The sequence below is a fragment of the Flavobacterium terrae genome (assembly GCF_900142035.1).
Lineage (GTDB): Bacteria > Bacteroidota > Bacteroidia > Flavobacteriales > Flavobacteriaceae > Flavobacterium > Flavobacterium terrae.
Map to the genome: position 1 here is coordinate 150700 of NZ_FQZI01000003.1, position 19457 is coordinate 170156.

The 19457-nt window shown below is 31.1% G+C and carries 21 protein-coding genes and 1 other RNA gene; 12 read left to right on the forward strand and 10 right to left on the reverse strand.

Going from position 1 to position 19457, the window contains the following annotated elements; translation table 11 throughout:
• The first annotated feature begins 49 nt into the window (after positions 1-49).
• The 6 genes from pheT to BUC09_RS08710 all read left to right on the forward strand — a co-directional run bounded on the left by pheT (position 50) and on the right by BUC09_RS08710 (position 5871).
• The gene (gene pheT / locus BUC09_RS08685; protein ID WP_073310661.1) at positions 50-2476 is read left to right on the forward strand and encodes a phenylalanine--tRNA ligase subunit beta; all 2427 of its coding nucleotides are present in this window, start codon (positions 50-52) and stop codon (positions 2474-2476) included.
• Positions 2477-2550: 74 nt separating this feature from the next.
• Positions 2551-3237 (forward strand): hypothetical protein, encoded by a 687-nt coding sequence (locus tag BUC09_RS08690; protein WP_073310662.1) that lies wholly within the window; start codon positions 2551-2553, stop codon positions 3235-3237.
• Positions 3238-3316: 79 nt separating this feature from the next.
• Positions 3317-4195, forward strand: coding sequence for a pirin family protein (locus tag BUC09_RS08695; protein ID WP_073310664.1), 879 nt, complete (start codon positions 3317-3319; stop codon positions 4193-4195).
• A gap of 66 nt (positions 4196-4261) precedes the next feature.
• Positions 4262-4576, forward strand: coding sequence for a GNAT family N-acetyltransferase (locus BUC09_RS08700; RefSeq protein ID WP_073310666.1), 315 nt, complete (start codon positions 4262-4264; stop codon positions 4574-4576).
• Positions 4577-4591: 15 nt separating this feature from the next.
• Positions 4592-5479, forward strand: a complete 888-nt coding sequence (locus tag BUC09_RS08705) for a pirin family protein (protein ID WP_073310668.1) — start codon at positions 4592-4594, stop codon at positions 5477-5479.
• Positions 5479-5871: an OsmC family protein gene (locus BUC09_RS08710; RefSeq protein WP_073310670.1), complete on the forward strand. Its 393-nt coding sequence runs from the start codon at positions 5479-5481 to the stop codon at positions 5869-5871. The genes BUC09_RS08705 and BUC09_RS08710 overlap by 1 nt, the downstream gene beginning before the upstream one ends.
• Before the next feature lie 32 nt (positions 5872-5903).
• Here BUC09_RS08710 and BUC09_RS08715 read toward each other — a convergent pair whose 3' ends face one another.
• Positions 5904-7520: an ABC-F family ATP-binding cassette domain-containing protein gene (locus tag BUC09_RS08715; RefSeq protein WP_073310672.1), complete on the reverse strand. Its 1617-nt coding sequence runs from the start codon at positions 7518-7520 to the stop codon at positions 5904-5906.
• Positions 7521-7592: 72 nt separating this feature from the next.
• On the opposite strand from BUC09_RS08715, the gene BUC09_RS08720 reads away from it, so the two are divergent.
• From BUC09_RS08720 to BUC09_RS08730, 3 genes are read left to right on the forward strand one after another with little or no spacing between them, the layout of a single operon-like run.
• Positions 7593-8324: a prolipoprotein diacylglyceryl transferase gene (locus tag BUC09_RS08720; protein WP_073310674.1), complete on the forward strand. Its 732-nt coding sequence runs from the start codon at positions 7593-7595 to the stop codon at positions 8322-8324.
• On the forward strand, positions 8317-9702 hold the full coding sequence (locus tag BUC09_RS08725; RefSeq protein WP_073310676.1) for a radical SAM protein: 1386 nt from the start codon (positions 8317-8319) through the stop codon (positions 9700-9702). The genes BUC09_RS08720 and BUC09_RS08725 overlap by 8 nt, the downstream gene beginning before the upstream one ends.
• Before the next feature lie 4 nt (positions 9703-9706).
• Positions 9707-9907, forward strand: a complete 201-nt coding sequence (locus BUC09_RS08730) for a hypothetical protein (RefSeq protein ID WP_073310678.1) — start codon at positions 9707-9709, stop codon at positions 9905-9907.
• Here the strand turns inward: BUC09_RS08730 and BUC09_RS14675 are convergent.
• Positions 9904-10098 (reverse strand): hypothetical protein, encoded by a 195-nt coding sequence (locus tag BUC09_RS14675; RefSeq protein ID WP_143161894.1) that lies wholly within the window; start codon positions 10096-10098, stop codon positions 9904-9906. The genes BUC09_RS08730 and BUC09_RS14675 overlap by 4 nt on opposite strands.
• Before the next feature lie 89 nt (positions 10099-10187).
• Here BUC09_RS14675 and BUC09_RS08740 point away from each other — a divergent pair, with 89 nt between their 5' ends.
• Complete coding sequence (locus BUC09_RS08740; RefSeq protein WP_073310682.1) at positions 10188-11582, forward strand: TlpA family protein disulfide reductase; 1395 nt, start codon at positions 10188-10190, stop codon at positions 11580-11582.
• 73 nt (positions 11583-11655) lie between these two features.
• On the opposite strand, the gene fsa is transcribed toward BUC09_RS08740, so the two are convergent.
• From fsa to ffs, 4 genes are all read right to left on the reverse strand, one after another.
• Entirely contained in the window at positions 11656-12312 is a 657-nt protein-coding gene (gene fsa, locus BUC09_RS08745; protein WP_073310684.1) for a fructose-6-phosphate aldolase, read from the reverse strand.
• 79 nt (positions 12313-12391) lie between these two features.
• Entirely contained in the window at positions 12392-13195 is an 804-nt protein-coding gene (locus BUC09_RS08750; RefSeq protein ID WP_073310686.1) for an SDR family oxidoreductase, read from the reverse strand.
• A gap of 11 nt (positions 13196-13206) precedes the next feature.
• The gene (locus tag BUC09_RS08755) at positions 13207-14202 is read right to left on the reverse strand and encodes an enolase C-terminal domain-like protein (protein WP_073310688.1); all 996 of its coding nucleotides are present in this window, start codon (positions 14200-14202) and stop codon (positions 13207-13209) included.
• A 74-nt stretch (positions 14203-14276) separates the two neighbouring features.
• Positions 14277-14375, reverse strand: an RNA gene (ffs, locus tag BUC09_RS08760) — signal recognition particle sRNA small type.
• An 88-nt stretch (positions 14376-14463) separates the two neighbouring features.
• On the opposite strand from ffs, the gene BUC09_RS08765 reads away from it, so the two are divergent.
• Positions 14464-15531: a glutaminyl-peptide cyclotransferase gene (locus BUC09_RS08765; protein WP_073310690.1), complete on the forward strand. Its 1068-nt coding sequence runs from the start codon at positions 14464-14466 to the stop codon at positions 15529-15531.
• A 78-nt stretch (positions 15532-15609) separates the two neighbouring features.
• On the forward strand, positions 15610-16248 hold the full coding sequence (locus BUC09_RS08770; RefSeq protein WP_073310692.1) for a carboxypeptidase-like regulatory domain-containing protein: 639 nt from the start codon (positions 15610-15612) through the stop codon (positions 16246-16248).
• Positions 16249-16305: 57 nt separating this feature from the next.
• Here the strand turns inward: BUC09_RS08770 and BUC09_RS08775 are convergent, their stop codons facing one another.
• The 4 genes from BUC09_RS08775 to gap form a co-directional block, all read right to left on the reverse strand.
• Positions 16306-16890, reverse strand: coding sequence for a hypothetical protein (locus BUC09_RS08775; RefSeq protein ID WP_073310694.1), 585 nt, complete (start codon positions 16888-16890; stop codon positions 16306-16308).
• Between the two features lie 81 nt (positions 16891-16971).
• The gene (locus BUC09_RS08780; RefSeq protein ID WP_073310696.1) at positions 16972-17340 is read right to left on the reverse strand and encodes a methylglyoxal synthase; all 369 of its coding nucleotides are present in this window, start codon (positions 17338-17340) and stop codon (positions 16972-16974) included.
• A gap of 2 nt (positions 17341-17342) precedes the next feature.
• The gene (locus tag BUC09_RS08785) at positions 17343-18194 is read right to left on the reverse strand and encodes a BadF/BadG/BcrA/BcrD ATPase family protein (RefSeq protein ID WP_073310698.1); all 852 of its coding nucleotides are present in this window, start codon (positions 18192-18194) and stop codon (positions 17343-17345) included.
• Positions 18195-18377: 183 nt separating this feature from the next.
• Positions 18378-19385, reverse strand: a complete 1008-nt coding sequence (gene gap / locus BUC09_RS08790) for a type I glyceraldehyde-3-phosphate dehydrogenase (protein WP_073310700.1) — start codon at positions 19383-19385, stop codon at positions 18378-18380.
• Positions 19386-19457 lie beyond the last annotated feature (72 nt).

A 19457-nucleotide genomic window follows, 5' to 3' on the forward strand; every position in this document is an offset into this window, starting at 1 on the left:
AAATGCAATAACTATCTTTGCAGTTCTGAAAAAATTACGTTAAAAACAAATGAAAATTTCATATAACTGGTTAAAGCAATTTATTAAAACTGATTGGGATTCTGAAAAAACTGGGGCAATGCTAACCGACCTTGGTTTAGAAGTTGAAGGAATAGAAAAATATCAATCTGTAAAAGGTGGATTAGAAGGTATTGTAGTAGGTCATGTTTTGACTTGTGAACAACATCCAAATGCAGATAAACTAAAAATAACTACTGTTGATATTGGAGGGGAATCTCCATTGCAAATTGTTTGTGGAGCAAGTAATGTCGCAGTAGGACAAAAAGTTCCAGTAGCAACAATTAGCACCAAACTTTATGACAAGGAAGGTAAAGAATTCGAAATCAAGAAAGGTAAAATCAGAGGTGAAGAAAGCCACGGAATGATTTGTGCCGAAGACGAATTAGGATTAGGAGATAGTCATGATGGAATTATGATTCTTGATGAAAAGTTAATTCCAGGAACTCCAGGATCACAAGTCTTTAATATAGAAAATGACGAAGTTTTTGAAATTGGATTAACTCCAAATCGTGCAGATGCAATGAGTCATTGGGGTGTAGCCAGAGATTTAAGAGCTGGTATGCTTCAAAACGGAGAACATGTCGAATTAATAACTCCTTCTGTAACCTCATATAAAGTAGAAAAGAGAACTTTAAAAATCGATGTAAATGTCGATGATAATAAGTTAGTCCCTAGATATTGTGGGGTTACTATTTCTGATATTAAAGTTGCTCCATCACCTGCATGGCTACAAAACAGATTAAAAGCTATAGGAATAACTCCAAAAAACAATGTTGTAGACGTTACAAATTATGTTTTACATGAATTAGGTCAACCATTGCATGCTTTTGACGCTTCAAAAATTAATGGAAAAATAATCGTTAAAAATGCTGAGCAAGGCACCAAATTTATCACTCTTGATGATGTAGAAAGAACTTTAAGTTCTGATGATATTATGATTAATGACGAAAAAGGACCTTTATGTATTGCTGGTGTGTTAGGTGGTAAAAACTCGGGTGTTACTAACGAAACGACTTCTATATTTTTAGAAAGTGCATACTTCAATCCTATTTCTGTTCGTAAAACTGCCAAGAGACATGGAATAAATACAGATGCTTCTTTCCGTTTTGAAAGAGGAATAGATCCAAGTATAACAGAATACGCATTAAAACGTGCTGCAATTTTAATCAAAGAAGTAGCTGGAGGAGAAATGACTTCTGATATTATTGATGTATATCCTAAGAAAATTGAAGATCACCAAGTATTATTAAACCTAGAAAAAGTTAATAAGCTTATTGGTGAATCGATTTCTGATGATGTTATCAAAAAAATATTGGTATCATTAGATATAAAAGTAAATAGCATATCAAAAGTTGGATTAGGTCTAATTGTACCGGCTTATAGAGTTGATGTTACTAGAGAAATAGATGTCATTGAAGAAATATTGAGAGTATACGGATATAACAACATCAATTTTACTCAAAAATTAAATGCTTCAACTTCACATTCTCCAAGAACTGAGGATTACAAAATTCAAAATATTGTAGCAAATATTTTAGTAGGAAACGGTTTTAACGAAATGATGGCTAATTCACTAACGACTCCATCCTATTCAAAACTAAGTAGTAATATTAATGAAACAAATAATGTTTTGATGCTAAATCCGTTAAGTAGTGATTTATCAGCAATGCGTCAATCATTATTATTTTCAGCATTGGAAGCAGTTTCTTTTAATATTAATCGCCGTAATTCAAATTTAAAGTTATTCGAATTTGGGAAGTCATACCATAAATTACTTTCTGGATATCAAGAAAATACACACTTAACCTTAACTGTTACTGGAGATAGAACAAATGAAAGTTGGACTCATCCACAAAAACCTTCAGATTTCTTTTTATTCAAAGGATATGTTTTAGGAATTTTAGAAAGATTAGGGTTAAATAAATCATTAGTGGCAACGCCTTTAAAAACAGATGTTTTTGCTGAAGGATTAGTTTACGAATTAGGAAGTTCTACTTTAGTTGAATTTGGTACGATCAAAAAAACAGTTCTAAAACATTTCGATATTAAACAAGAGGTTTTCTTTGCTGATTTTAATTGGAATGCCATTTTAAAACATGTATCAGCTAACAATATAAAATTCTCTGAAATTTCTAAATACCCTGAAGTTAGAAGAGATTTAGCCTTATTATTAGATCAAAAAGTTGAATTTGCTAAAATTTTTGATTTAGCTAAATCGACTGAAAAGAATTTATTGAAGAAAGTAGATTTGTTTGACGTTTATGAAGGTAAAAACCTTCCTCAAGGAAAAAAATCTTACGCAGTAAGTTTCACTTTACAAGATAATTCAAAAACGCTAACTGATTCACAAATTGATAAAGTAATGAGTAAACTAACTCAAACTTTTGAAACGGAATTAGGAGCAAGTTTAAGGTAGACAAAAGTTAAAATTATACATCTTTTTGTAGCACAATCTGTAAATCACTAACTTAGTGGTAATCAGATTGTGCTATGTTTTTTAAAAGGGTTGATATAGAAGAAGTCCTGATTAAGGAAAAATTAAAATCCGGTTCAAAAACCGACCTACTTGCTTTTACTCAAAAAGTAATAGATAATATTGAGCATTCAAATCAATTCACTGCTGTCAATAAACTATACTTAGACAAACTAGATTCCAATGCTATTTATCATATTTCGGAAATTAAAAAAATATGTATTGAATATAGACTTCGCTTTTTAGACAAATCCTATTATAAATTAAACCTACCAAATGAAGCAACTGAGAAAATTGAAGTTTTAAATAACATCCACAATACAAATCTTCATAGTTTAATGATTATAGCACCAGCAAAATCTTTAAAGCTAGAAAACTATGATGACCCATTATTATTTGCACCAATAGGAAATGACTATTATTATTTAATTCACAAATGGGGAAATGATTTACATCCTTTAAGAAAATGGTTTTCTTGGCCAATGAAAAATTTGAGTAATTTACTCATTACAATATTCTTAATCAGCTTACTTACCACAATAGTAATACCTATTAAAAAGTTTGACAATACAAATTCCTCCTCTGTCGCATTAATAACCTTTCTATTCGTTTTTAAATCTTATTGTGGAATCATTCTATATTTTTTTATTTGGAAAGGAAAGCAATTCAGTACAAATAATTGGAACAATAAATATTTCAACTAAAATTCTTTTCTTAATCTACATTAAGCATACTCGATGAAATTGAGTGTAAATTTGTGTATTAACTTAAATAATCACAACAATGGCAATAAAAAACATAGAATTGGTTGCAGAACCAAAAACACCTCATTTTGTAGGCAATGGCTTTAGAGTTCATAATTTTATACCTAGTGGATATCGATTGGATATGGAGCGAATGAGCCCATTTATTATGCTAGACTATAATTCAAAATACAACTTCCCTCCTTCTCAAATCCCTAAAGGAGTTGGAGTTCACCCTCATCGTGGATTTGAAACAGTTACCATTGCATATAAAGGTAAAGTTGCTCATCATGATAGTGCGGGTGGTGGCGGAATCATTGGTGAAGGTGATGTACAATGGATGACAGCAGCTTCTGGTGTTTTACACAAAGAATACCATGAGGAAGAATTCAGTAAAACTGGTGGTGAATTTCAAATGGTTCAACTTTGGGTTAATCTACCTGCAAAAGATAAAATGAGTCAACCAAAATATCAAGCAATTGAAAACAGTAAAATGGGACGTTATAAACTTCCAGATGATAATGGTTTTATTGAAATAATTGCAGGAGAATATAAAGGAATAAAAGGTCCAGCCTATACTTTTACTCCAGTCAATATGCAAAATACAAAACTAAATAAAGGAGGAAAAGCTGAATTTTCATTTCCTGCAAATTACAACACAGCAGCATTAGTAATTGAAGGAAGTATAAAAGTAAATAATTCTGAAATCGTTCCTACCGATCATTTTGTATTGTTTGAAAATGAAGGAGAAAATTTTACTATTGAAGCACTTGAAAATGCAGTTGTTTTAGTATTGAGCGGTGAACCCATTAACGAACCTATTTTTCCTCATGGTCCATTTGTAATGAATACTCGTGAAGAAATTGTTCAGGCGATTGAAGATTTCAATAATGGAAAATTTGGTCATCTTGAAGATTAATAAATTTGAGAAAACAGTAATCGAAATAATTACTGTTTTTTTTGTATTTTAAACAAACTTAAAACTATGAAACCTGAATTTGAAAAAATACCTCTCGATAAAAATGAAAACAATCATCGTTTTGAAATATCATTTGAAGGACATAAAGCCTTTATTGATTACAAAGAAAGACCAGAAAAAATAACTCTAATTCATACCGAAGTTGAGCCTGAACTTGAAGGGAAAGGAGCTGCAACAGCAGTTATAGAAAAAACATTAGATTATATAGAACAAAACAAATTCAAACTGATTCCACTTTGTCCCTTAGTCTTTGCATATATCAAAAGACATACTGAATGGAAACGTATAGTCGATGAAAACTTTAAAGGATTTGAAGAATAAAACATTATCAGAATCATGTCAAACGTACAATTAATAATAGAAGAGCGTTCAGCAGATATAGGAAACTTTATGGTTGGCCGCCTACTCCCCTTTCGTGAAAAAAGAACTGTTGGTCCTTTTGCATTTATTGATCATATGGGGCCAGCATATTTAAAAGACTATCAAAACTTAGATGTTCCACCACATCCACACATTGGGCTTTCAACACTAACCTATTTATTTGAAGGAAGTATGATGCATCGTGATAGTTTAGGAACTGAAATAGAAATTCAACCTGGTGCTGTAAATTGGATGACAGCAGGAAAAGGAATTGTACATTCAGAACGAACTCCTGACTATTTAAGAACTTCTGATAAATCTTTACATGGTTTACAAATTTGGGTTGCCCTTCCAAAAGAATTAGAAGAAATGGAGCCAAGCTTTACTCATATTGAAAAAGAAGATTTACCTAGTTGGGAACAAAATGATGTTTCTATAAAACTAATTGCAGGAGAAGCTTTTGGCAGAAAATCACCTGTCCCTGTACACAGTCCACTTTACTTTCTAGAACTTAAATCAACATCAACTCAAACTGTAAAAATTGGTAATGATTTATTTGGCGAAAGTGCTTTGTATATTTTGGAAGGAAGCATCACAGATGGCAACAATACTTTTGGACCCAAACAAATTCTTATTGCAAAAGACAGTAAGCTTTGTGAATTTGAAATGGCTGAAAACACTACAATTTATATTTTTGGAGGAGAAGCTTTCCCAGAAGAACGTTTTATCTTTTGGAATTTTGTTTCTTCTCGAAAAGAACGTATAGAACTAGCCAAAACCGATTGGGAAAATCAAAATTTTCCTAAAGTTCCAAACGAAACAGAATTTGTCCCATTACCACCAGCATTAAAAAATTTTAAATAATGGAAAAAATAACCGCACACTTAGGAACACAAAATTATAAGACTGAAGTAAAAACAGCGACAAATTCTATAATTGTTGATGAACCTTTTGACTTGGGAGGTGAAGATTTAGGTTTTAATCCTCATGAATTATTAGCTGCTTCTCTAGGTACATGTACAGTTATAACTTTAAAAATGTATGCCAATCATAAAGGCTGGGACTTGAAAGATGTAAATATTGAAGTAACCTTTGACTGGATTAAAGAGAAAAATAAATCAATTTTTAATAGAAATATTGAATTAATTGGGAACTTAGATGATACACAAAAAGAACGTCTTTTAAAAATAGCCAACAGTTGTCCTGTCCACAAAGCATTGATAAATCCAACAGAAATTACTACATCTTTATTATAAAAAAATCCCGCATTAAAGCGGGATTTATATTTTTAAGAATACATTTTCTTTCTCATTTCTTGAATTTTTTCATCCTCAAGATATTCGTCAAATGTCATATATCTATCAATTACTCCGTTTGGTGTAATTTCTAAAACTCTATTAGCAACGGTCTGAGCAAACTCGTGGTCATGCGTTGTAAACAATACTGAACCTTTGAAGTTTTTTAACGAATTATTGAAAGCAGTAATCGATTCCAAATCCAAGTGATTCGTAGGTTCATCTAACATTAAAACGTTAGCACGCAACATCATCATTCTTGACAACATACAACGTACTTTTTCACCTCCTGATAAAACACGACCAGTTTTTAAAGCTTCCTCACCAGAAAAAATCATTTTTCCTAAGAAACCACGAACATAAACTTCGTCTCTTTCTTCTTCTGTTTTAGCCCATTGACGTAACCAATCTACTAAAGTTAAATCATTTTCAAAGAAACTATGATTGTCACCAGGTAAATACGATTGATTTGTTGTAATTCCCCAATCAAAAGTACCTGAATCTGGCGTTAAGTTACCATTTAAAACTTCATAGAAAGCAGTAGTAGCACGAGAATCTCTAGAAAAAACAACAATCTTATCCCCTTTAGCCATATTCAAATCTACATTTTTGAATAAAACTTCACCATCTAAAGATGCCGATAAGTTTTGTACATTCAAAATTTGATCTCCAGCTTCACGCTCCTGATCAAAAATAATGGCAGGATAACGACGGCTAGAAGGTTTAATTTCTCCAATATTCAATTTCTCAATCATTTTTTTACGAGAAGTAGCTTGTTTTGATTTTGCTACGTTCGCAGAGAAACGACGGATAAATTCTTCTAACTCAGCTTTTTTCTCTTCAGCTTTTTTGTTTTGTTGTGCTCTTTGTTTCGCTGCTAATTGAGACGATTCATACCAGAATGTATAGTTACCTGAATAATGGTTTATTTTTCCGAAGTCAATATCTGATACATGTGTACACACTGCATCTAAGAAATGACGGTCGTGCGAAACTACCAATACTGTGTTTTCATAATTTGCAAGGAAATTTTCTAACCAACCAATAGTCTCAAAGTCTAAGTCGTTAGTAGGCTCATCCATGATTAATACATCGGGATTTCCAAATAAAGCTTGTGCTAATAACACACGTACTTTTAATTTTCCTTCCATCTCACTCATTAAAGTATAGTGATAATCGGCTGAAATTCCTAAGTTTGATAACATTGCACCAGCATCAGATTCTGCATTCCATCCGTTCATTTCGTCAAATTGCATTTGCAACTCTCCTATTCGGTCTGCATTTTTATCATCATAATCAGCATACAAATCATCCATTTCTTTTTTAATAGCAAACAAAGTTTTGTTTCCCATTAAAACAGTTTCTAAAACTGTATGCTCATCAAACATATTGTGGTTCTGATTTAAAACCGACATACGTTTTCCAGGCTCAAGAATAACACGTCCTGAAGTAGGATCAATATCTCCTGATAATATTTTTAAGAAAGTTGATTTTCCTGCACCATTTGCACCAATAATTCCGTAACAGTTACCTTGCGTAAAGGTTACGTTTACTTCATCAAATAAAATTCTTTTACCAAATTGAACCGATAAATTTGAAACTGTAAGCATTTATTTATTTTTTTTAAAAGTGTTGCAAAAGTAGTAAAAATAGTGGAGTTTTACCTTAATCAAATAATCAAAATGACAATACCTTTCGATAATGCATCAACTATTCACTTAATAATGGAAACTCTTGCCTTTTTTATAGGTATTAGACTCTATTATTTTTTAAGAAAAGGGATTCAAGATCCTATTTCTGATATGAATAGACTGTGGATTTTATTAGGAGCAATGGTTGGAGCACTCATTGGATCAAGAGTCATTGCAATGTTTGAGAATCCAAGTTTAATTTTAAATCAAACGTGGTTAACTTTTTATCAAAATAAAACTGTTGCTGGTGGTTTTTTTGGAGGATTATTTGGTGTAGAATTAAGCAAAAAAATCATCGGTGTAAAAATAGCTTCAGGTGATATCTATGTAATCCCTATTCTTACAGCGATTATAATAGGAAGGATTGGTTGTTTTGGAATGGGAGTTTTAGAACCCACTTACGGAATAGAAACTTCATTTTTAACGGGAATGAATTTAGGAGATAACAAACTAAGACATCCTGTCGCTTTGTATGAAATTTTCACAATGTTATTTCTAATAATTTTCTTTATCTACATTAGAAAAATAGATTTACAAAATGGTGATCGTTTCAAAATGTTTATGATAGCCTATTTTTTATATAGATTTTTAGTTGAATTTATTAAACCATTCCAACCATTATTTTTAGGATTAAGTATTATTCATTGGATTTCTATCTTTATATTTATTTACTATTACAAATTCTATCTTAGAATTTTAAAACCAAAAATTATAAATGCCTAACAGAGATTATATATACTACGATTATACAAAAAGTTTGTGTCCAGAATGTTTACATCTTGTAGATGCAAAAATTATTTTTCAGGATGAAAAAGTTTGGATGCTTAAGCACTGTAAAACGCATGGCGATTCTAAAGTTATGATTGCTGATGATGTAGAGTATTACCGCCAAATAAGAAATTACAACAAACAGTCTGAAATCCCTTTAAAGTTCAATACAAAAGTTCATTATGGTTGCCCTTATGATTGCGGATTGTGTACTGATCATGAGCAACATTCGTGTCTTTCAATTGTGGAAGTAACTGATAGATGTAATTTAGCTTGTCCAACTTGTTATGCAAGTTCAGGCCCTAATTATGGCAATCACAGAACATTGGAAGAAATAGAAAAAATGTTTGATGTAATTGTTGCCAATGAAGGTGAACCTGATGTGGTGCAAATATCGGGTGGAGAACCTACAGTACATCCTCAATTCTTTGAAATACTCGATATTGCCAAAAGCAAACCTATCCGACATTTGATGTTAAACACCAATGGAATCCGTATTGCTAAAGATGTGAATTTTGTGGAAAAACTAGCATCTTATATGCCTGATTTCGAGATTTACCTGCAGTTTGATAGCTTTAAACCAGAAGTATTAGAAAAATTAAGAGGAGAAGATTTGACTGAAGTTCGTAGAAAAGCCATTGAAAATCTGAATAAATTCAACTTATCTACTACACTAGTTATTACTTTACAAAAAGGAGAAAACGATGATGAAATAGGTAAGATTTTAGAATATGCTTTACAACAAAAGTGTGTTCGTGGTGTAACGTTCCAGCCTACACAAGTTGCTGGAAGAAATGATAATTATGATGATAACGCTGGAAGAATTACTTTAACAGAAGTTCGTCGTAAAATATATGAACAGTTCCCAACTTTTACTCCACAAGATTTAATTCCGGTTCCTTGTAATCCAGATGCTTTGTGCATGGCTTATGCTCTTAAAATTGATGGAGATGTTTTACCAATGACACATTTGATTAACCCTGAAGATTTATTAAATAATTCTAAGAATACTATTGTATTTGAAAATGATGAAAAATTAAAAGATCATATGCTAAATTTGTTTAGTACTGGAATATCAGTTGACTGTGCTGAAGAAGAATTTGGTGAATTAATGTGTTGTTTACCAAGAGTAAAATCGGATTCGTTGCATTATGAAAACTTATTTAGAATCATCATAATGAATTTCATGGATGCTCATGATTTTGATGTTAGAGCGGTGAAAAAATCTTGTGTTCACATTGTAGATAAAAGAGGTAAAATGGTTCCTTTTGAGACTATGAATTTATTTTACAGAGATAACACTATCGAAGAAATTAGAAAAGTTTTAAATTAACACTATGGATTCAGATATTTTAGCAAGTATAGGAGCAATTATAGCATGTATAGCCCCAATTGTCTTTTTAGTAGGCTTGATTATGGCAATTATATCTAAAACAAATAGAAGAACAGCTGTGAAAATGATGATTATTTCAGTAATTGCTTTTGTTATTGGTTTTGGAACTTGTTTAGCTAACTTATCTTTAGGCTCAATGCATTAATACTTTAATTTTATGGATAATTTATTTTTTATCATTTCATTTATACTTTTAATTAGTGTTGTTGTTTTTATTGTTGGTTTGATTATGCTTATTGTAGCAAAATCAGAAGAAAGTAAAAAAACTGCGACAAAAATGATAATTTCTTCAGTAATTGCATTCATTATTGGCTTTGGTTCTTGTTTTGGACTCATATTTTTTGGCAATTAGTCAGTTTTAACTGTACATTAACAACCTTGTATTGTTTATAAAAATATATTTGCTTTATCATAAATAAGTTAGAATGTTTGCCTATTTCAAAAAACTACAATTTTTAACTCTATTAGTGAATGTTATTGCCTTAAGTTCTTGTGAAAAAGGATTTAAAGAAGATGATTATTCTGCATACTTTGGAGGTGAGATAATAAACCCTAACTCTAGGGTTATCTACCTATGTAAAAACAATGAAGTTATTGATACTATTCAGTTAGACAAAAACAATAGGTTTTTTACTAAATATGATTCACTCGCACCTGGAATGTATACTTTTAAGCATGACCCAGAATATCAATACATTTATTTTGATAAAAATGACAGTTTGATGATTCGTTTAAACACCAATGAATTTGACAACTCACTTACTTTTTGCGGACGTGGTGATGAAAAAAACAATTTCTTAATTGAAATGTTTTTGAAAAATGAGGATGACAACAATGCTTCTTTTGATATTTATGATTACGATTTAAAGAAATTTGATAAAAAAATAGATTCCGATTTTAAAATCAAGAATGCTTTTTATGAAAGAAGAAAAAAGGATATAAATTGGGATGAGGATTTTGATATTTATGCAAAATCTATGTTAGAAATGCCTCATCTTGCAAAAAAAGAAATGTATCCTTTAGCTCATAAATTTAGAACAAACCAAGATGTTTGTTCAAGACTTCCTAAAGATTATTATGATTACAGAAAAGAGATTGATTTCAATAACGAAAAGTTAACCAACTTTGCTCCTTTTGTTCGTTATTTAACATCAATGTTGAGCAACATAACTTGTAGAAAAGACGTTACAGGAAAATCTATTGAAAATAACATCCATAAGTTAAAAGTTGCTGATTCAATTTTCAAAAATCAAAAAATAAAAAATGCTGTTTTGAATAACATTGCATTTATGTATTTACTGGAAGATCAAAACATTGAAAATAATAAAAGGTTCCTAGGGGAATATTTAAAACTTTCTACAGATAAGGAGCGTCAAAAAGAGATCAAGAAAATTGGTGATGCAATTCAAAATCTAGCTCAGAAAAAAAGACTTGAAGATGTTGAGCTAATTGATGCAAATTCGAATCCAGTTAACATAAACAAAATTGTTAAGAAAAAAACTGTTCTTTTCTTTTGGACTTCTGAAGCAAAATCACATATGGAATTGGTTCACAAGCGTGCTTCAGAACTTCAACAAAAACATCCAGATTGGGATTTTATAGCAGTCAACATTGATGATTCTTCTGAAAATTGGATGGAGAATTTGAAAAAATATAATTTCAAAAATAGTACTGAGCTACATTCTACAAACTTTAACTCAATAAAAGATAAATGGGTAATTACCAAAATTCATAGAACAATGCTTCTAAATGCAGATGGAACTATAAAAAATGGTTTCGTTAGTATTTTTGATGCAAACTTAGAAGAATACTTAAAATAAACTAATCCTCAAACCAAACGAAAAAGCGGTATCAAATATTTGATACCGCTTTTTCAATTTTATATAGTTAAGACTATTTATTTCCTTTTTCGAAATCTGCAACGAATTGCGCAATTCCGATATCTGTTAATGGATGTTTTAATAATCCAGTAATTGCAGATAAAGGTCCTGTCATTACATCTGCACCAATTTTTGCACAGTTTACAATATGCATTGTATGACGAACAGATGCTGCTAAAATTTGAGTTTCGAAACCGTAGTTGTCATAGATGTCACGAATTTCTTGGATTAAATTTAAACCATCTGTAGAAACATCATCTAAACGACCTAAGAACGGAGAAACATAAGTAGCTCCTGCTTTAGCTGCTAATAATGCCTGACCAGCAGAAAATACTAAAGTCACATTTGTTTTAATTCCTCTGTCAGAAAAATATTTACATGCTTTTACACCTTCTTTAGTCATTGGTAATTTAACTACGATTTGTTCGTGTAATTCTGCCAACTCCTCACCTTCTTTTACCATTCCTTCAAAGTCAAGCGCATTTACTTCAGCACTTACATCTCCCTCAACAATATTACAGATATCAACATAATGTTTTAAAATATTGTTTGTTCCTGTAATTCCTTCTTTTGCCATTAATGATGGGTTTGTTGTTACTCCATCAAGGATTCCCAAAGCTTGTGCTTCTTTGATTTGCTCTAAATTGGCTGTGTCAATAAAAAATTTCATTTGTATGTATTTAAAATAGTTGTGTTTAAGGTTATACGATTAACTTGGTTGATTTTTCTTATGAGAAGAAAGTGCAAAATTACAATTTATAATGATTCATAAGCATTTTTTCATATACTTTATCTGGTAAAGTTCTTTTTAAAATCACTGAGAATTTTTGCATAAAAGCACCTACTTTATAATGAATTTTTGGTTTTGGAGTATTGATTATTACATAAACTGCTTGTGCCATTTCTATAGGATTACTGCCTGAATCAACATGTGTATTCATTTCTGCCAATGTGTTTCCATATACTTTTTCATAAGCAGATCCTTTTATTACTGGTGCATGATAACGACCAGCAGCAATATTAGTAGCAAAATCACCAGGAGCAATGTTTGTAATTTCAATTCCAAATTGTTTTGTTTCCATTCGAAGCGCCTCAGTTACTAATTCTAATGCTCCTTTTGAAGCTGAATAAATACCTCGGTAAGGCAATCCCATATAACCCGCAATTGATGTAATATTGATGATTAATCCTGATTTTTGACTTCTCATTTGAGGTAAAACGGCTTTCATTACTTCAATTGGTCCAAAGAAATTGGTTTCAAAATTATTGCGCATTTCATCAGTTGGTATTTCTTCAATTGGTCCAGTAATACCAACTCCAGCATTATTGATTAAAACATCAATTCTTCCTGATTTTGCAATAACTTCTCCAATCGCTTTATAAATAGATTCGCTATCTCTAACATCCAATGCTACTAATGGAATTTTAGAATTTTGAACTTTTTCAGGATTACGGCTTGTGCCATAAACTGTATAGCCTTTATCTTGCAAGAACTCTCCTATTGATTTTCCAATTCCTGATGAACCACCAGTTATTATTACAACTTTACTCATTATTAATTCGTTTATTTAATTAATTCAATTCCCAAACCTGGTTTGTCTGATAATTGAATTTTTCCGTTTATTACTTTACTTCCTATAGCAATATCTTTAGCTATTAAATTGGCTCCGTCCAAATCGCAATAATCCACTAAAGGCGCTAAAACCGCTCCAGCCGAAATACCTACAGTAGATTCAGTCATACAACCAATCATTATTTTATAATCTAATTTTCTAGCTTCCTTTATAATCTCCAACGCTGGCGTTAAACCTCCGCATTTAACCAATTTAATATTTAAACTCTTGTAATGTGAAAGTAGAGAAACTAAATTATTACTGTTTTGAAAATCTTCATCGGCCATCCAATTTGCATATTTATCTCTTGACAAATTAGTATAATTTTTCACTTGCATTGGTTGTTCCAAATAAGTAAACTTTGATGCTAATTCATTATTTTCAATCCAATGACAATCTTCAATAGTGAAACTTGCATTAGAATCGAGCGCTATATTTCTGTTTAAACCAGCTAATTTTATGAAAGATTCTTTATCTAGCCCTTTACATTTTACTTTAAACTTATTCCAATCGGAATTTTCAATTTTCTTTATTTGACTTTCAATATCATCAATACTTATGGTTATAGAAGATTCAGGAATTGCTTTTAAATCAATTGAATTAATTTCTAAAAAGCTTTTATTTTCAAGTTTTCCAAATAAATCCCAATACGCACAATCTAATGCCGAAGTCACAAATGAACTTAAATGTAAATTTTTTATAAAAGAATAAAACAATTGAGGAGTAGTAATTTGTTGATTCTCAATTAAAGTTTTACTTGATATTAATTGATTAACTAAATCATCTAAATTTATTCCATAATAATCTATAACAGTACACTCACCATAGCCCGAAAGCCCTTTGTGATTTAATTTGATAATTAAAGCTTCCCTAAAGGAATAATCACCATAGGATATAGAAAAAGTTTCTTTAAGAGGAAGTTTGACCTTTTGCCAAGCAAGTTGCATTCTGGAATAATTTGGTCTAAAAATAAAAAATCCCGAACAATCGGGACCACAAAATTCAAATTAAATTCAATAAAAAATGGCAAGCGACCTACATCGCACCGCTACAACCGCATACCTTTGCTGTGTTCCCACCCTGGAGGAGTCTGCAGGAGCTGGTCGTGTAGGACTTGCCAGTGCAAATATACAATCTTTTTGTATTTTTACAAGCAAATTTGATTAGGTAAAAACCTTTTGTATATTGTATTCTCAAATATTTAAACAATGATAAAACATAAACTTCTAGCTATCACCTCGTTACTTCTTTTAGGTGCAAGCTGTGCGGGTGATAAAAAAAATTTATTTTCTATAGATGATTCTAAATTTAAGCTTTTATATCATCAAGACGACAACGTTTCATTGTCTGTTACCAATAAAAAAGATAAATCAATTGACTCAATAGCTTACTTTAATGGAGATAAAAGAATAGGTTCTGTAAAAGGAAATTCAGCGTTCAATTATAGCTTGAAAGACCAAAAACTAGGTTATCAAAATTTAAAAGCGGTAGTCTATTTTGAAGGAGATTCTACAAAGACTGAATCAAGAATTGAATTGGTTTCTCATATTGAGCCAAAATTATTGACATACACCATTCTTAATACTTATCCTCATGATCTTAAAGCATACACTCAAGGATTAGAATTTCACAATGATATTTTATTTGAAGGAACCGGCAACGGTGCTGGTAATGGAACTGGAGAACGTGGTGTTTCCAGTTTAAGAAAAGTTGATTATAAAACTGGTAAAGTTTTGAAAAAAGTAGAACTTGGTTCAGATTATTTTGGAGAAGGAATTACTGTTTTAAACAATAAAGTATACCAATTAACTTGGTTAAACAATGAAGGTTATGTTTATGATGCTGAAACTTTCAAAAAAGAAAAAACCTTCAAATATTTCAAAAAAATGGAAGGATGGGGTTTAACTAACGATGGTAAAAATCTTTATCAAAGTGATGGAACTGAAAGAATTACTCTTTTAAACCCAGAAACATTTCAACAAGTTGATTTTATAAATGTTTATACAGCTCAAAATAAAATTAAGGCTGTTAATGAATTAGAATGGATTGACGGAAAAATCTATGCTAACATTTATCAAATGGATGCATTAGCAATTATAGACCCTAAATCAGGTTCTGTAGAAGCTGTAATTGATTTATCTGCTTTAAAGAAAAAAGTTACTCAACATCCTGATATTGATGTATTGAACGGAATTGCTTATAATCCTAAGACAAAAACAATTTTTGTAACAGGAAAAAACTGGGATAAAATGTTTGAGATAAAAATAAATCATTAATTTTTTACTTCTCTCCCAACCTTTTATAAAGAAATGGTCTCTATGTATATATAGACCATTTTTTTATTTTATATAGTTATGAGAAAATTACAACTTACAATACCAGAACCATGTCATGAAGACTGGAATAAAATGACTCCAGTGCAAAAAGGAAGATTTTGCTCATCATGCGAAAAAAATGTTTTTGATTTCACTAGATCAACTGATTTACAAATCATTGAAATGTATAATAAAAATAATTCTATCTGTGGACGATTTTTACCTTCACAATTGGATAGAGAATTATTTTATCCTAAAAAGAAGAAATCTGTTTGGTTAGCTGCAGTGTTTTTTGGAATGATTACGTTTTTTAATACAAAAGTATCTGCACAGGAAAAACCAAAAACAGAACAAACAGAAACGCCACATATTATTGTTGGAAAAGTTGCCTATAATCTAGAAAATCAGGATGAAGAAATCGCAATATCTGGAATTGTTAGCGATGCTTCTGGACCACTACCAGGAGTTAATGTTATTGTTAAAGGAACAACTAATGGAACACAAACTGGTTTCGATGGGCTTTATAATATAAAAGCTAAAAAAGGAGATATTTTAATTTTTTCATTTATGGGAATGAAAGTGATAGAAAGAACTATTTCAATTTCAAGAATAATTAATGTTAAAATGGAAGATTCTCCTGTAATGTTAGGAGGTGCAGTTATTAAATCCTTGAGATAAATTTGATTAAAAAAAGCGAAGTTTAGGACTTCGCTTTTTTATATACTATTGAAATAATTATTTTTTTACAGGTTCGTACCTTGAAGATTTTTCATTATATGCATACTTTGTTGAAGATGTCTTATTACTTAAAGTGAAATCTCCGTTTCCAAGTAAAGTAAACTGATAACCTTCATTACGCTTTTTATAAACTGTTTGAGAAGCAGTTTTTAATTTATCTAAATATTCAACCTCTTGAACTTCTACAGCTTTTTGTGTATTTCCAACCAAGAGTGTTTTAGTAGCTGGATTCCATAATTGATTTTCAGTAACTGCAGCAGTTTCTTTTTTAGCTTTTGTATCCGTTTTTACTGTTTCATTCCAAGTCACACAATAAAAAGTATTTGTCTTAACTTTTACAGGAGCTACTTTTACATTTGTTGGAGCAAAGTTTGATTTACTTTTAGTTAAAACCATACTGTCTTTAGCAACAACTAAAACCAAATCATTTTTTTTATTAAACAATACAGATGCATCACCTTCTTTAGCTAGAACACCAGATGGTGCCTTTGCTTTTACTTTTGAAGATGAAGATCTTTTTTTCTTTTGACCGTAAGAAAAACTAACAGATAGTACCAATAATAGTAGTGCAATTTTTTTCATATTTAAGTAGTTTATGGTTCGCCAATATATAAAAAATATCATTCCAAAAAACAAAAATCGCGCCATGAAGCGCGATAATTTTTATTGGGCAATTGCATTGAGCAAAAGCTGTGCAGTAGCCTCGTTTGTAGCTAAAGGAACATTATGAACATCGCATATTCTAATTAGCATATTGATATCTGGCTCATGAGGATGACTACTCATAGGATCCTTAAAAAATAAAACCATTTTGCATTTTCCTTCTGCAACTCTAGCCGCTATTTGAGCATCACCTCCAAGTGGACCACTTAAAAGTTTTTTTACTTTAATGCCTGTAGCTTCCGCTTTACTCCCTTTCGTTCCGGTCGCTATGATTTTGATATTTTCTTGATGTAAAATATCGATATTCTTATTTAGAAACTGAACCATGTCAGCTTTTTTACCATCATGTGCAATTATAGCGATTTCCATGACTATTTATTTAAAACGTGGTATTCTATCAAACCATCTATTGGACGTCGCAATACATTTCCTAACTTAATTCCATGTTTCTCTAAAACACTTTTTAATTCATCTTTTAAGTAGAAAGCAATCGATCCAATGAAATGCACGGGTACTTCTTTATAATTATCAAATTGTTTAATGTAATTATCTACAAAAGCTTCCATTTCTTCAAAAATGTACTGACGACAAAAATCAGTATCCTTATGCTTGATTAAAAATTTCGCAAATGTTGCTAAATAGGCATTAGGATTAGGTTCTTTATAAAGATTATGCTTTACGGGATCAGGCTCAACATTATAGGTTGTTTCAAATTCTTGAGCTAAGTCTTTTGGCATTTTATTAAAATAATAACCACGTAATAAATGCCTTCCAAAACGATTTCCAGAACAGTCATCCATTGCAATATAGCCTAAAGATTGTACTTTTTGATGCAAAACTTGACCATCAAAATAACTACAATTTGAACCTGTTCCTAAAATACTTACGATTGCTTTTTCTCCTTTTGGTGTCGTTGCATAAACTGCAGCGTATGTATCTTCATGAACAGTTACTTTTGCAGATTTAAAATATTCCTGAAATACTTCAGTTAAAAAGTTTTTCATTCGATCTGTTCCGCAACCTGCTCCATAAAAAAACAAATTAGTTACATGTTCTTTATTATGAGAAATATCAAATCGATCATCTAATCTATTTATAACTTCTTCTTTAGATAAAACTTCTGGGTTTAATCCTAATGATTGTGTAGTAAACAATACTTTTCCTGCATCATCTATAGCAATCCAATCGGCCTTTGTAGAACCGCTATCTACTAGTAATTTCATTACTTTTTAGTTTGGTTTTTAATTTATGTTTTTTGGTAATTAGCCCTGATGGCAGCGGCATCCTTTTTTAATGTTGTCTTCGAGAACCTCAGACAACATTAAAAAAAATATAGCGAACAGCAGGAATGGCTCCAAATAAAAAATCCCGCTAATGATGATTAACGGGATGATAAATATAGAGAATTATTTTAAACCTGATACGTGAACAGCTAAATCAATTAATTTACTTGAATAACCGTATTCGTTGTCGTACCAAGACACTAACTTAAAGAATGTAGAGTTTAATCCAATACCTGCTTTTGCATCTACAATTGATGTAAGTGTCTCTCCAACAAAATCTTGAGAAACAACATCATCTTCTGTAAATCCTAAAACTCCCTTCATTGAGGTTTCTGAAGCATTTTTAAGCACAGCCATGATTTCTTCATAAGTAGTTTCTTTAGCCAATTTTACAGTTAAATCAACTACAGAAACATCTACTGTAGGTACGCGGAATGACATTCCAGTAAGTTTTCCATTTAATGAAGGAATAACTTTTCCAACTGCTTTTGCTGCACCTGTTGAGGAAGGAATAATATTTACTGAAGCTGCACGACCACCTCTCCAATCTTTTCTTGATGGACCATCGGCAACCATTTGAGTAGCAGTTGAAGCATGAACCGTTGTCATTAATCCTTCAACTATTCCGAAATTATCATTAATAACCTTAGCTAAAGGAGCTAAACAGTTAGTTGTACATGATGCATTAGAAACTATTTTATCTGTAGCTTTTGCTTCGGTATGATTAACTCCCATTACAAACATAGGAGCATCTGCAGATGGAGCTGAAATAACAACTTTTTTTGCACCACCATCTAAATGTGCTTGAGCCGTTTCTAATGTTGTGAAAATTCCCGTACATTCTGCAACTACATCAACATCAACTGTTGCATCATCCCATTTAATTAACTTAGGATCTTTTTCTGCAGTAACACGAATGTATCTGTCGTTCACATATAATTTACCTTCTTTTACTTCTACTTTTCCATTGAAACGTCCGTGAACTGAATCATATTTTAATAAATAAGCCAAATGATCAACATCTAATAAATCATTGATGGCAACAACTTCTACGTTATCTCTATTGAATGTTTCTCTAAAAACTATACGGCCTATACGACCAAAACCATTAATTCCTAATCTTACTTTCATATTCATTTTGCTATAGGCTTAAAGAGCGTTCTTTAAGCGATTTATATTACGTTTATTGTATTTGGGTTTGTT